We start from the raw sequence: 12,271 nt of genomic DNA on the forward strand, positions 1-12,271 counted from the left end.
TTTTTATGCCTGCTGCTCAGGCCTCTCGTGGATCAGTTTGCTGCACTTCCGAGCGTGACAACTGTTGATCACGAAACTGTTTGAGGGCAGGGTAGCCTTCCAAATTATTTAGTTCGCGAAAATCAATCCAATCCAGCAAACAGTAAAGGCAGATGGCTGGATAGTTCCATCTTTGGAAATCGCCATCTTCGACACGGGCATTCAGGTGGCTGAGAAGACTGACGACCCTTTCATTTTGCAAGTTGAAATAGAGGCTGTCCTGGCGCGTATCAATTCCTGATTTAAACAGCAGAAAGAGATGCACATAGGTTTGATTGGCTTCATCGATCAGGGTGAGTAGATTTTCTTCTTCAAGGGTCAGTTCTTCGCGCTGGAGCTTTTTATTCAAGTAGTTATAAATCATGCGCGAGTCATAGACCTTGTCCTTACCCAGTTCCAGCAGGGGGATTTTGCGAGCAGGACTAAGACCTTCAAGACGAGCTCGGCCTTCACTGGAGAAAATATCCAGACTGATAAACTCGTAATCAGTGTGTTCCAGCCAGATGCGAAGTCTGCGTACATAGGGAGAAGTCAGCGAGCCATAAAGCTTCATAGAGGATACCTCGGTCAGATGCAGGCCAGTTATTTTTCTTTTCAGGAGCAGGATGCTCCTTCTCTGAAGTCTAGCACAAGCAATTTTTTGACCGAGGTAAGACGAGGAGAGGCATTGACTCCCTAGAAGTTATTAACCCTCATTCCTGCGCCTCCTGAACTTGCTCGGGCTGTTTCTTGATCAAGCGGCTGGCCAATACTTGCAAGCGGGGAGCACCGATCAGAATCAGGACATAGGCAACCGGCCAGGCAATAATAAATGCGCCCCACCAGCGGAGGAGAAAGCCAGCATCAAATCCGGTGTTAACGGCGGTGATAACAAAGGTCATGATGGTGACCATGTAGGTGCTCATCACGAAAGTAAACACATAGCGTGCTGCCTTGGGGGGGAAAAGCATGGCTAAGACTCCAACGGTTATTTCAGTTTTTTCTTATTTTAATGTGCTGAAGAGCAGCTGCCCACCCCCTTTTCCTGAACCAGGGAAGGGAGTAAGCTAGTCAAACAAGTGTTTGTTCCGGATAAGCAAGATGACTAATCAGCAAAAATTACTGGGTGTTCAGCGTTTTATGGCGCTGATTCCGCATTGCAAGGCACTCAACATGCAAGCGGAAGCCGTCACTGACGAGGGGGTGTTGTTGTCCTTGGAGGCTTCTTCACCCTTTGTCGGTAATGCTCAGCGCCAGTTGATCCATGGTGGGGTTCTCAGCGTGCTGATGGATACTGCCTGTGGCTCGGCGGCCATTATGCAGCTGCCTGAGCCGGAAGTCTGTCCCACGATTGACCTGCGACTGGATCATTATCGCCCTGCCACCCAGGGGCGCAAAATTTACTGTCGTGCCTGGGTAACCCGCCTGGCGCGTCAAATTGTCTTTACTGAGGGTTTGATCTGGCAGGATGAAGCCGAACCTCTGGTCAAGGGAACCGGGACCTTTATGCGCCTGGGTGGGGAGCGCACGCCCAAGGGATTTGCCCGCCAACTTTTCGGAGAGCAAGGAGACGAAAATGCACGAGAGTGAAGTTGGTTCGGCTCAACTGGGCCAGCGCCTGACGGCTGAAAAGGTGAATTCCTGGTTTGACCTGATTCCCTATGCCCAGATGCTGGGCGTCGAGGCAGTGGAACTGGAAGGTAGCCTGGCTTTTCAATTGCAGGAAAAATCCAGCAATGTTGGTAATCCCCTGTTGCCGGCCCTGCATGGCGGGGTGGTCGCCGCCTTTATGGAAACTGCCGCCATACTCAATGTGATGGCTTACTCTGGTGGTGAAAGGGTGCCCAAGGTCATCGATTTTTCCATTGATTATCTGCGCTCGGCCCGTTTAAAGCCGACTTGGGCGGTTTGTGAGGTCGGGCGTCTGGGCAAGCGGATTGTTAATGTTTCCGTCACTGCCTGGCAGGATTCCGCCAGAGAGCAGCCGATCGCTCTGGCTCGGGCTCATTTGGTTTGGCCCTTGAATGAAGACTAGGGCTTGAAATTGGTTAGGCCGACCCCATCTAACGAACATCCTTAAAGATCAACTCAAGTCGTTCAGGAGTTCGTTAGATGAGTCAGGCAGAAAAACAAACACTAGGCTTTCAAACAGAAGTCAAACAACTCTTGCACCTGATGGTGCATGCCCTCTATTCCAATCGCGAAATCTTTCTGCGCGAGCTCATATCCAATGCCTCGGATGCCTGTGACAAGCTGCGCTTTCAGGCCATCAAGCATCCTGCTTTACTGGAAGAGGATCCTGATCTCAGAGTTCAGGTCAGCTATGATGAAAAAGCAGGCACCCTGACGCTGGATGACAATGGCATCGGTATGGATCGTGAAGATGTGATTGCCAATCTGGGGACCATTGCCCGTTCCGGCACCTCTGAATTTCTCAAGCAATTGACCGGTGACCAGAAAAAGGACTCCAGTCTGATCGGTCAATTTGGTGTGGGCTTCTATTCCGCGTTTATTGTCGCGGATGAAGTAACCGTGGAAACTCGCAAAGCAGGAGCTGCGCTGGCCGATGCCGTACGCTGGACCTCCAAGGGCGATGGTGAGTTTACTGTTGAACCTATTGAAAAAGCCGGGCGCGGAACCAGCATCACCCTCAAGCTTAAAGAAGATGCCCAGGAATTTGCCAGCGGCTTCCGACTGCGCAACATCATCCAGAAATACTCCGACCATATCGGTCTGCCTATCCAGTTGCTGAAAGAAACCGAAGAGCAGGAAGGCGAGGAAGCCACTCAGGAATGGGAAACCGTCAACAAGGCCAATGCCCTATGGACACGTGCCAAGTCAGAGATCAAGGAAGAAGAGTACAAGGAATTCTACAAGCATGTGGCTCATGACTTTGAAGAGCCTTTGACCTGGAGCCATAACAAGGTTGAAGGCAAGCAGGAATACACTTCGCTGCTTTATGTGCCCAAGCGGGCGCCTTTTGATCTCTATCAGCGTGAAGCGCCACGCGGCCTTAAACTCTACGTACAGCGCGTCTTTATTCTGGATAATGCCGAGCAGTTCCTGCCGCTTTACCTGCGCTTTATCAAGGGGGTAGTGGATTCCTCGGATCTGCCGCTGAATATCTCGCGTGAAATCCTGCAGCAGAACCCGCAGATCGACAGCATGAAGTCAGCACTTACTAAACGCGTCCTGTCGATGCTGGAAAAACTGGCCAAGGATGAAGACAAGTACCAGGAATTCTGGAAGGAATTCGGTCAGGTCCTTAAAGAAGGTCCAGGTGAAGACTTTGCCAACCGTGAGAAAATTGCCGGTCTTCTGCGCTTTAGTTCAACCCAGGAAGAAGAGCAGAAGGTCAGCCTCTCGGCTTATCTGGAACGCATGCAGGAAGGTCAGGACAAGATTTACTACCTGGTGGGTGAAAGCCTGTCCCAGGTTAAATCCAGTCCTCACCTGGAAGTCTTCCGCAAGAAGGGCATTGAAGTTCTGCTGCTGACTGATCGCATTGATGAATGGCTGATGAGCCATCTTAATGAATTTGATGGCAAGTCTTTGGTGGATGTTGCCCGCGGTGATCTGGACCTGGGTGAGCTGGATTCTGATGAAGACAAGAAGGCTCAGGAAAAAGCCAGTGAAGAAAAGAAAGATCTGGTGGAAAGAGTCAAGAAGGTGCTTGATGAGCGAGTCAGTGAAGTCAAGATTTCAACCCGCTTGACGGATTCGCCCGCTGTGCTGGTCATGGGGGCCGGTGATCTGGGTGTGCAGATGCGCAAGATTCTGGAGGCCGCTGGTCAGCAAGCACCGGATACCAAGCCGATTCTGGAAATCAATCCCGAGCATCCTCTGATCGGCCGCCTGGAAGCGGAATCTCAGGAAGGTCGCTTCACCGAGCTGGCCCAGGTGCTTTGTGATCAGGCCGCTCTGGCCGCGGGGGAGACCCTGGAAGACCCTGGTCAGTTTGTACAACGCCTTAACCGCTTGTTGATGGAATTGAGCGATTAATATTCCATCCCTCTTAAAAAACCGGCCCTTCAAGGCCGGTTTTTTTATGTCGGCTGGTTTTTTTAAAAGAGGTATTAAAGGGTTTGCTAATCGGTCTGATAAACAAATACCATAGAAGAGTTAGGAGTTCTTCTGGACACTTGGTAGACTGCTTAGTAAAGTTTACACCGGATACATTAAAACCTTGGGAAGAAGTGGAGATAACTGTGGAACGTAGGACACTTCTAAAAGCGCTTTCAGTGAGTGGCTTTGTTGCGCTTGGCAGTGGTTCTGTACTGCGTCAGCTGAATTTGACCAAACAGCTCCCCGAAAGCTTTGGCATGGGTGCTGCCCAGGGCCAATGGGCTGCGGTTAATCTACAGCATGGTATGGAAGACATCCTGCCGACAGAGCTGAGTCAGGCGCTGACCCAGGTTCACCAGGAAGCTGTCGAGAAGACAACGGGTACTGAAAGAGCGGATGCTCAGACGCGTAGTCGCTACTTTGAAAGCGTCTTTGATGACGACTATTTTCTGGCGGAAGAAAAAAGACCGATCATGCGCTCGGCCTACCAGCGTCTGGATCGAATGCAGAGTTTTGTTGGCCATGGCAATTTCAATCTGGTTTCTTTTGATGATGCCATACGCTACGCTCGCAACTACTCTGAAATCGGTCAATTTCCCCAGGAAGAACTCGATTTCCTGGAAGAACTCTATTTCACTGATGCCCAGGTTTATGGTTTTCATGGCGAAAAGGTCATGACCCAGTTGACCGCCAGCCTGCCCGAACAGGAAGTGACCCGAGTACCCGGTACCGGCCATCTGCTCTTTCGGGGCAAGTCCGAAGACTTTTATCATCAACTACGCGAGGCGGTGGGTGAGGATTTAGTCCTGACTTCCGGTATTCGCAGCATGGTCAAGCAGATGCATCTCTTTTTGGCCAAGGCCGAACAGTCTGCTGGCAATATGTCCAAGGCTTCACGCTCTCTGGCTCCTCCCGGCTATTCCTATCACGCTGTCGGTGATTTTGATGTCGGCAAGGTGGGCTTCGGCTATCGCAACTTCAGCGATGATTTTGCCGAGACCGATGTTTACAAGCGCCTTCAGGATCTGGGTTTTGTCAAAATCCGCTACACCAGTGATAATAACTTTGGTGTGCGTTATGAACCCTGGCATATTCAGGTGATCTAAAATTCACACTCTTGTCGTTCTTTCCAACCCCGGCAACCTTGCCGGGGTTTTTGTTAAGACTTGGACTAGAATACCAGTAAGCAGGTAAAGAAAAGGTTTTTGCATGTACCGATCCACTAGCTCTCCACTCTTTCTACGCATCCTTTTGCTGATTTCCTTTGTGGTTGCCCTGGGAGCGCTCTGGGCTGAAATCTGGGGTCCTAAACCGCGTTTGCAGTCTTTTAATCAGGAAGCCCCCGATCCTTTGCAAAGCCTGCCGGACCTTAAGTCCATCCAACATATTCCCTGGCGCAAGGAAGCTTTTTTCGATGCGCTGGTGCCCCTGGTTGTTTATGAAAACCAGCGCATTGCCTGGCAACGCCAACAGCTTCAGACAGCCAGAGACTACTACGCAAAAGGCGAAGCTGAACACTTGACTGCCAGTGATCAGCAGCTATTGTCACGCATCCTTAGTCATTACCGAACGGATCCACCGGCAACACCCGAAGCTTGGGATGCCCTGCTGAAAAGGGTTCGTCCTGTGCCGTTGGAGCTGGTTTTGATGCAGGCAGCCAAGGAGTCTGCTTGGGGGGGCTCGCGTTTTGCGCGGGAGGGCAACAACCTTTTCGGACAATGGTGTTTTGTTGAAGGCTGCGGTCTGGTGCCTTTGCAGCGTACCCCGGATATGCGCCATGAGGTTAAGGTTTTCCCCAATGTCCAGGCCAGTGTGCGCAGTTATATGCAAAACATTAATACGCATGCCGCCTATCGTGATCTGCGTCGTTTACGCAGCAGTTTCTATGCGCGTGGTGAGCAACCGGAGGCAGTCGACCTGGCTCCCGGCCTAATTCACTATTCGGAAAGGGGGCAGGCCTATGTGCGTGAGTTGGTGCAACTGCTGCATAGTAATGCCGAGGTTATGGATCAGGCTTTGCTCAGTTATCAGGAAGAAAAGAGCAGCCAGCAAGAGCAATAGCTGATACCCTAACAATAACCGACTTAAATACTGGGTTATTGTTAGGGGAGAGTCCATGTCTGCTTTGACCGACTGGCATCAGCAGCAGCGTTTTTGCCATCTGCCAGACCGCTTTTACCAGCAGCGCCAGCCGGAAGTTTTTCCCGGGCCTTCGGCCTTGGTCGCTTTTAGTGTCGATGCCGCTGTCGATGCTGGACTGGATCCTTGCCATCTGGATCAGCGCCAACTGCTGGATTGGATGACCGGTCGCTGGCATTTGCCGGGCAGCCAGCCCTTGGCGATGAAGTACGCAGGCCACCAGTTCGGTTATTTCAATCCTGCACTGGGGGATGGTCGTGGTCTCTTGCTGACCGAGGTTAAAAACTCTCAGGGGCAAGCCTGGGAGGTGCACTTGAAAGGCGCGGGAAGAACGGCTTTTTCGCGCTTTGGTGATGGTCGTGCCGTTCTGCGTTCCTGTATTCGTGAATTTCTGGGTAGCGAAGCCCTGCATCATCTGGGAATCCCGACCACCCGCGCTCTGGCGATAGCGACAACGGGGGAAGGGGTGCGCCGCGAACGCTTGGAGCCCGGAGCGACTCTGCTGCGCTTAACACCCAGCCATTTACGAATTGGCCATTTCGAGCACTTCTTTTTTCAGCAGGATATTCAAGGCCTGCAAATCCTGCTTGATTTCACCCTGGAAGAAGTTTTTCCGAAATTGCTTGCTGCGCCTGATCCTGCTGCGGCCTTGTTTAATGAAGTGCTGCAGAGAAATGCCCGACTGGTTGCACGTTGGCAGGCCTTGGGTTTTTGTCACGGGGTGCTGAACAGCGACAATATCTCCCTGCTGGGAGAAACCCTGGATTATGGCCCCTTTGCCTTCCTTGATTTTTATCAGCCCGGTTTTGTGGGCAACCACACGGATGAATTGGGGCGCTATGCCTTTAACCGTCAGGCCGGTGTCATGCACTGGAATCTGGCCTGTCTGGCCCGGGCTCTTTCCCCACTGGTTGCCAAGGAAGAGTTGCAGGCCAGTCTCAATCGCTTTCCAGCCGTGTTTGAAGACTACTATCGCGCTTATATGGCGGACCGCCTGGGATTGGATGTAAAAGAGAGTTGGCCCCTGGTAGAAAGATTTCTTGCACTCTGCGAAGCCGGGCGTCTGGACTGGACTCGTCTTCTTCGCCTGTTAAGTGAAGATGACCAGCAGGCGGTCAGGGATATCTTTGCTCAAGCCGGACCAGGAGTTAGCCAGGAAGCCGTGACTTCCTGGTGGCAAGCCTGGGGAGTCGTTAGCAGTGAGCGCTTTACAGATCGGGATCAGCGCCAGGAGTTTATGTGTCGCCACAACCCGGTGCTTTTGCCCCGTACCCATCTGCTTCAAGGGGCCATCGATCAAGCTGAGTCCGGTGATTTTAGCGAGGTGAATCGCTTGCTGGCCTGTTTTCGAACCCCCTATTCCCGCAAGGGTAAGCGGAGAGAGGATAGTCTCTCTCCAGCTCCCAGTCAGCAGGGACTGGCTTTATCCTGTTCTTCCTGAAGGAGGCTCAGCCGAGAAGCCCCCGATTAACTATTGCGCTGCGACCCACATGGATGTGGGAAGTGCAGAGATTCATTAGGAGTGAATCCTGCCTTATACTGCGTTGAAATTGACCTCAAAATGCTCATTTACTCGCTGTAAACTCCGCTTTTTCGTTCAATTTCGCCTTGTCTAACCGGCGCTCATCACGTTAATTAGAGGCTTCCTGAGTACGCTTGTTTTTCTGAAATCGGGTACAATGTCCTCAGGAAACCCATTGATTTTATAAAAACGAGTGTAAGGTCTTTCATGACAGCAAAGGTAAAAGTAGCAGTCCTGGGCGGGGGGAGTTTTGGTACAGCCCTGACTTCGATTGTTGCAGGCAATGGTTATTCCACTCACTTGTGGGTCAGAAATCCCGACTTGGCCGCCGAGATCAATCAACATCACGCCAATCCACGTTATTTGCCCGATTTGACCCTGCCTGCCAGTGTCCAGGCTACCAGCTCCCTGCAGGAAGCCCTGGAAGAAGCTGGGCTCGTGTTTTTGGCCATTCCCAGTAAGGGGTTTGCTCAGGTGCTTGAGCAGGCGCGACCCTTTTTGAATTCCGAGCAGATGCTGGTCAGCACCACCAAGGGCTTTGAAGAAAAAGGCTTTAAGCTGATGAGTCAGGTCATGCAGGAAATGACCGGTTTTCAGCGTCTGGGTGTTTTATCCGGCCCCAATCTGGCCAGCGAGCTGGCGCAAAAGCAGTTGACGGGCACGGTCATTGCCAGTGAAGATGACATGACTCGCACCCTGGTTCAGGAGGTGTTGGGCAACCAGTATTTTCGTGTCTACGCCAATACTGATATCTATGGCGTGGAGCTGGGCGGAGCCCTCAAGAATATCTACGCGATTGCGGCGGGGATGGCGGCTGCCCTGGGGATGGGTGAAAACACCCTTAGCATGCTGATGACCCGGGCTCTGGCAGAGATGAGTCGTTTTGCGGTTAGTCTGGGAGCCAATCCCATGACTTTCCTGGGCTTGTCCGGGGTTGGCGATTTGATTGTCACCTGTTCTTCACCCCTGTCGCGTAATTACCGTGTGGGTCAGGCATTGGGCGAGGGTAAGACACTGGATGATATCGTGGCTTCCCTGGGGCAGGTGGCCGAAGGGGTGAATACCGTGCGTCTGGTCAAGGCCAAGGCTGATGAGATTGGTATCTACATGCCTTTGGTTCAGGCCTTGTACTTGGTGTTGTTCGAAGGGCTGAATCCGCGTGAAATGGCGGGTTCCATGATGGGTAATGAACAGAGTACGGATGTTGAGTTTGTGTTGCCGCGCGATGAGGTCCTTAAATCCGCAAAAAAGGTGACACGAGTTACTAACCGCTAGGAGATGATGCATGGCTAAACAGCCCTCGCTGAAAGCGCGTTTACAGGATGAGAGTTTCTGGTTGCGACTGCCCTTTGTTTTTCTCTTCTTTCTGGCCTGGAAGCTGACCGAGCTGATTATTATCGGTCTGGTTCTGGTGCAGCTGGTTTATCGTCTTTTTGTCGGGCAACCTCAGCCGCAACTGCTGGCTTTGGGATCCCAACTCAGTCGCTATGCCTATCAGGTCTTTCGCTATGTGACCTTCAATTCGGACGAAAAGCCTTTTCCTTTTGCAGACTGGCCAGCAACTGAGGCCATGGATGCCGATCCCTATCAGCCCCAGGATTCTTCCGAGGAGACTGATGCGGAGGACGGGGACCAAGAACAGCGCGTGAAATAAGATGCTCTGGCCCCTAGCTGCAGTTCAACAGGGTGTGGATCTGGTCAATCGCCAGCTTTTGGCCAGCCAGTGCCGTTTATTGCGTGATTATCTGAATGAACTCAATACCGGTAGTCGTATTCCTCATGATGTGGAGCGTCAGGTGTTGCAGATTCAGGGGCGTGATGCTGAACTCCTGAGCCTGAAAGCCAGCTCCTCCCAGCGTTATTTGCTCTATTTGCACGGAGGAGGGTTTGCCCTCGGCTCCCTGGATACGCATCGTGAGCTGGCGATCGCCTTTGCCCGTCATGCTGATGCGAGGGTTCTGGTTCTGGATTACCGCCTGGCACCCGACCATCCCTGGCCCAGTGGGCTGGATGATGCCCTGGCTGCCTATGAATGGTTGTCAGAACAGGGCGTTGACCCCCGGCGTTTGGCTGTGGCCGGGGATTCGGCGGGCGGCGGACTGGCAGTTTCTCTGCTGCAAAAACTGAAACACCTCTCTCAGCGTCAACCGGCTGCCGCTGTTCTTCTCTCGCCCTGGGTGGATCTGACCTGTTCCAGTCCTTCCATGGATTTGAACTCGGCCACGGATCCGCTGCTCAACAAGGTGCAGATGAAGGCCTTTGCCGAACTCTATGCAGGCAGGCAGCCTCTGGATTCCCAGGAAATCTCGCCGCTTTTCGGTGATCTTCAGGATTTGTCACCACTGCTGGTGCAGGTGAGTCTGCAGGAGGTTTTACTGGATGATGCCCGACGACTGGTGAAGGGAGTGCAACTCAGTGGTGGTCTGGCCGAGATCAACGAGCTGGCCTGGATGCCTCATGTCTGGCAGCTCCTGTATCGCTACCTGCCCCAGGCAGCAGCTAGCGTGCGCCAGGCTTCGCGCTTTATCAAGAAATACACCCAGGATTAATCTGAACGCTGCTCGGCCAAACGCCTGATCAACTGGCGTGTTGCCTCTGGATGTTCCAGTGGAAACATGTGGCCGCCGGGCAGGCTCTGGCAATCAAACCCCATTCTTCTAAGTTTTCTTGCCCGTTTGGCAGTGATCAAGTCACTTTGCTGGCCATAAATAATATGGATGGGCACGCGGTGGCGACGGTGGCTACCGGTGAGATTATCAGCCAGATTACGAAAGATAGCGACCTCGACCTGGGGCTGGAAGCGCAGTCGATAGCCGCCGCGCGGGTCAGGTTCCATGCCGGCTTGGACATAATCCTGCAAAGCCTTGGGATCAAAGTTGCGAAACAGGGCTTTGCTCTGAAAATAACTCAGTGCGCTTTCCTTGTCAGGCCAGTGATTGCGTCTACCTCGGGTGATGCCGGCAGGTGTTACCCGGTCAATAAAGCCCAGACGTTTGGCCAGTTTGAGACCCAGGCTGTCCAACCCAGTCAGTAGAGGGGGGTCGAGCAGTAGCAAGCGGCTGAATTTTTCCGGAGCCTGGAGTGCCGCCATGTAGGTGATGACACCTCCCAGAGAATGGCCCACCCCGATTAGAGGTTGATCGGAAGCAGGAAGCGTCTGCAGGTATTCACTTACCAGGTTTTGCCAGTTGGCATTGACCGGGTATTCGGGTCGATGCCCGAGTTGGTCAACCCAGGTGACCCGGTAGTGACTTCGCAGGGGTTCCAGCAGACTGAGATAGCTGGAGCCGGGAAAGCCATTCGCTGGCGCAAAATGCAGCTGCAGGGAAGGCATAAGCAATCCTTAGTGATAACAAGCCACTAATTTATACGCTTGTTTGAAATAAATGCAAGGCTTCATCCGGGATGAAAATCGGTTATCCTAGACGGATGGGTCTAATCCTTGTGATCAATGATATGAGAGTTGTTATGACAGACGAGCAAAAACCTTCTTCATCGCCTTCCAACAAGCGGTTGCGTAATCTTATCTTTGCGGTGCTAGTCGTCGCCGCCCTGATCTACGGGTGGGTGACCCTTTAATGTTCTGGTCAACCCTGGTTTTTACCCTGGAGGTGACAGCCCCTGTTTTTCTACTGGTTTTTCTGGGGCTCTTTCTGGTACGTATCGGCCTGTTAACCGATGAGTTCAATCGCGTCGCCTCACGCCTGGTGTTCACCGTTACTCTGCCCTTGCTGGTCTTTTTAAGTCTGTCGAAAACCAATTTCCATGAGGTTTTTTTGCCGGAGTTGCTGGTCTATGTTGCTGGCGTTACTCTGCTGGGTTTTTTCTGGTTGGTCTGGCGAGCCCGGCGACTGCAAGATCCGGCTGACCGGGGTGTTTTTGTACAGGGTGGGTTTCGCGGCAACCTGGGCATTCTGGGCCTGGCCCTAGCGGCCAATCAGTATGGTGAGCCGGGAGTGGCCTTGGCCTCCCTATTGCTGGCCCTGCTGATTGTGGAATACAACCTCCTGTCCGTGGTGGCCTTGAGTCTCTGGCGTGAAGAAGCAGGGATCAACTGGTTGCGGATGCTGATGGACATGCTGCGCAACCCTCTGATCCTGGCGGTTTGTCTGGCCCTGCCTTTTTCACTTTGGGAGCTAGAGTTGCCTTCAGTCCTGCTGAAAACAGCCGACTATCTGGCCAGTATGACGCTGCCCTTGGCCCTCTTGTGTATCGGTGCAGCCCTGAATCTGAAAGCCCTCAAGGCCACGAGTCAGGCCGCTCTGGCTTCTACCGCCTACAAGCTGGTACTTTTGCCGCTTCCCATGCTGGCCGGGGCCTGGTTGCTGGGTTATGAAGGCTTGACCCTGGGGGTGCTGTTTCTGGTATTCAGCTGCCCTACAGCTGCTGCCAGCTATGTGATGGCCCGCGCTATGGGCGGCAATGCGGCCTTGGCAGCCAATATAGTCGCCCTGACCACGCTGCTGGGAACCCTGAGCATCAGTCTGGGTGTTTTTGTTTTGCATTTTATCGGTTTAAGTTAGGAAA

The 12,271-nt window shown here is 52.7% G+C and carries 13 protein-coding genes; 10 read left to right on the forward strand and 3 right to left on the reverse strand.

The features are described 5' to 3' along the window. Positions 1–16: 16 nt before the first annotated feature. Both DFK18_RS00990 and DFK18_RS00995 read right to left on the reverse strand, forming a co-directional pair. A complete protein-coding gene (locus tag DFK18_RS00990) occupies positions 17–592 on the reverse strand; it encodes a glutathione S-transferase family protein (protein WP_114416335.1) in 576 nt (191 codons plus the stop codon). Positions 593–731: 139 nt separating this feature from the next. Next, positions 732–989, reverse strand: coding sequence for a DUF2798 domain-containing protein (locus DFK18_RS00995; RefSeq protein WP_114416336.1), 258 nt, complete (start codon positions 987–989; stop codon positions 732–734). 130 nt (positions 990–1,119) lie between these two features. On the opposite strand from DFK18_RS00995, the gene DFK18_RS01000 reads away from it, so the two are divergent. The 9 genes from DFK18_RS01000 (at position 1,120) to DFK18_RS01040 (ending at position 10,293) form a co-directional block, all read left to right on the forward strand. Further along, positions 1,120–1,608, forward strand: coding sequence for a PaaI family thioesterase (locus DFK18_RS01000; protein ID WP_114416337.1), 489 nt, complete (start codon positions 1,120–1,122; stop codon positions 1,606–1,608). Then, positions 1,595–2,053, forward strand: a complete 459-nt coding sequence (locus tag DFK18_RS01005) for a PaaI family thioesterase (RefSeq protein WP_114416338.1) — start codon at positions 1,595–1,597, stop codon at positions 2,051–2,053. The genes DFK18_RS01000 and DFK18_RS01005 overlap by 14 nt, the downstream gene beginning before the upstream one ends. A gap of 77 nt (positions 2,054–2,130) precedes the next feature. Beyond that, a complete protein-coding gene (gene htpG, locus DFK18_RS01010) occupies positions 2,131–4,020 on the forward strand; it encodes a molecular chaperone HtpG (protein ID WP_114416339.1) in 1,890 nt (629 codons plus the stop codon). A gap of 206 nt (positions 4,021–4,226) precedes the next feature. Next, positions 4,227–5,189: a M15 family metallopeptidase gene (locus tag DFK18_RS01015; protein WP_162299647.1), complete on the forward strand. Its 963-nt coding sequence runs from the start codon at positions 4,227–4,229 to the stop codon at positions 5,187–5,189. Positions 5,190–5,292: 103 nt separating this feature from the next. Beyond that, complete coding sequence (locus DFK18_RS01020; protein ID WP_114416341.1) at positions 5,293–6,144, forward strand: glucosaminidase domain-containing protein; 852 nt, start codon at positions 5,293–5,295, stop codon at positions 6,142–6,144. Between the two features lie 55 nt (positions 6,145–6,199). Then, positions 6,200–7,663: a protein adenylyltransferase SelO gene (locus tag DFK18_RS01025; RefSeq protein ID WP_114416342.1), complete on the forward strand. Its 1,464-nt coding sequence runs from the start codon at positions 6,200–6,202 to the stop codon at positions 7,661–7,663. Positions 7,664–7,951: 288 nt separating this feature from the next. After that, positions 7,952–9,019 carry an NAD(P)H-dependent glycerol-3-phosphate dehydrogenase gene (locus DFK18_RS01030; protein ID WP_114416343.1) on the forward strand — a complete coding sequence of 356 codons (1,068 nt, stop codon included), beginning with the start codon at positions 7,952–7,954 and terminating at the stop codon, positions 9,017–9,019. 10 nt (positions 9,020–9,029) lie between these two features. Beyond that, positions 9,030–9,398 carry a DUF4389 domain-containing protein gene (locus tag DFK18_RS01035; protein ID WP_114416344.1) on the forward strand — a complete coding sequence of 123 codons (369 nt, stop codon included), beginning with the start codon at positions 9,030–9,032 and terminating at the stop codon, positions 9,396–9,398. Position 9,399: 1 nt separating this feature from the next. Then, entirely contained in the window at positions 9,400–10,293 is an 894-nt protein-coding gene (locus tag DFK18_RS01040) for an alpha/beta hydrolase (protein WP_114416345.1), read from the forward strand. On the opposite strand, the gene DFK18_RS01045 is transcribed toward DFK18_RS01040, so the two are convergent. Further along, the gene (locus DFK18_RS01045; RefSeq protein ID WP_114416346.1) at positions 10,290–11,078 is read right to left on the reverse strand and encodes an alpha/beta fold hydrolase; all 789 of its coding nucleotides are present in this window, start codon (positions 11,076–11,078) and stop codon (positions 10,290–10,292) included. The two genes, DFK18_RS01040 and DFK18_RS01045, sit on opposite strands and share 4 nt — an antisense overlap. A 244-nt stretch (positions 11,079–11,322) precedes the next feature. Between DFK18_RS01045 and DFK18_RS01050 the strand changes: the two genes are divergently transcribed. Further along, complete coding sequence (locus DFK18_RS01050; RefSeq protein WP_114416347.1) at positions 11,323–12,267, forward strand: AEC family transporter; 945 nt, start codon at positions 11,323–11,325, stop codon at positions 12,265–12,267. Positions 12,268–12,271 lie beyond the last annotated feature (4 nt).

Source organism: Marinospirillum perlucidum (assembly GCF_003336805.1).
GTDB classification, from domain to species: Bacteria; Pseudomonadota; Gammaproteobacteria; order Pseudomonadales; family Halomonadaceae; genus Marinospirillum; species Marinospirillum perlucidum.

Coding starts and splice junctions, on each gene's coding strand:
- DFK18_RS01030 (WP_114416343.1), top strand. CDS start 7,952: ATGACAGCAAAGGTAAAAGTAGCAGTCCTGGGCGGGGGGAGTTTTGGT.
- DFK18_RS01040 (WP_114416345.1), top strand. CDS start 9,400: ATGCTCTGGCCCCTAGCTGCAGTTCAACAGGGTGTGGATCTGGTCAAT.
- DFK18_RS01005 (WP_114416338.1), top strand. CDS start 1,595: ATGCACGAGAGTGAAGTTGGTTCGGCTCAACTGGGCCAGCGCCTGACG.
- DFK18_RS00995 (WP_114416336.1), bottom strand. CDS start 989: ATGCTTTTCCCCCCCAAGGCAGCACGCTATGTGTTTACTTTCGTGATG.
- DFK18_RS01020 (WP_114416341.1), top strand. CDS start 5,293: ATGTACCGATCCACTAGCTCTCCACTCTTTCTACGCATCCTTTTGCTG.
- DFK18_RS01050 (WP_114416347.1), top strand. CDS start 11,323: ATGTTCTGGTCAACCCTGGTTTTTACCCTGGAGGTGACAGCCCCTGTT.
- DFK18_RS01035 (WP_114416344.1), top strand. CDS start 9,030: ATGGCTAAACAGCCCTCGCTGAAAGCGCGTTTACAGGATGAGAGTTTC.
- DFK18_RS01045 (WP_114416346.1), bottom strand. CDS start 11,078: ATGCCTTCCCTGCAGCTGCATTTTGCGCCAGCGAATGGCTTTCCCGGC.
- DFK18_RS01000 (WP_114416337.1), top strand. CDS start 1,120: ATGACTAATCAGCAAAAATTACTGGGTGTTCAGCGTTTTATGGCGCTG.
- htpG (WP_114416339.1), top strand. CDS start 2,131: ATGAGTCAGGCAGAAAAACAAACACTAGGCTTTCAAACAGAAGTCAAA.
- DFK18_RS00990 (WP_114416335.1), bottom strand. CDS start 592: ATGAAGCTTTATGGCTCGCTGACTTCTCCCTATGTACGCAGACTTCGC.
- DFK18_RS01025 (WP_114416342.1), top strand. CDS start 6,200: ATGTCTGCTTTGACCGACTGGCATCAGCAGCAGCGTTTTTGCCATCTG.